Annotated in this window: 1 pseudogene; it reads left to right on the top strand. The window is 67.8% G+C overall.

The features are described from left to right. Positions 1-197: pseudogene (locus AOK15_RS46955) on the top strand (ABC-2 family transporter protein); the annotation flags it as partial. Positions 198-239 lie beyond the last annotated feature (42 nt).

Below are 239 nucleotides of genomic sequence, written 5' to 3'. Positions count from 1 at the left end.
GGTTCATCACCCTCAGCGCGTTCCTGCCGTTCCAGGCGACCCTCGGCGTGCCGCTCTCCATCTACGTCGGCCGTATCGGGGTCGGTGACGCGTTCGGACAGATGGCGATCCAAGGGGTGTGGATCGTGCTGCTCGCGCTGCTCACCCGCCGGCTGTGGGACATGGCCGGCCGCCGTGTCGTGGCCCAGGGAGGATGACCATGACCACAACGTCCACTCCGTCCACTCCGTCCATCGGCG

Origin of the sequence: Streptomyces ossamyceticus, assembly GCF_001418475.1 — a bacterium.
Lineage (GTDB): Bacteria > Actinomycetota > Actinomycetes > Streptomycetales > Streptomycetaceae > Streptomyces > Streptomyces ossamyceticus.
The sequence above is the reverse complement of the archived record's forward strand: the minus strand, read 5'-3'. Positions and strand labels throughout refer to the sequence as shown.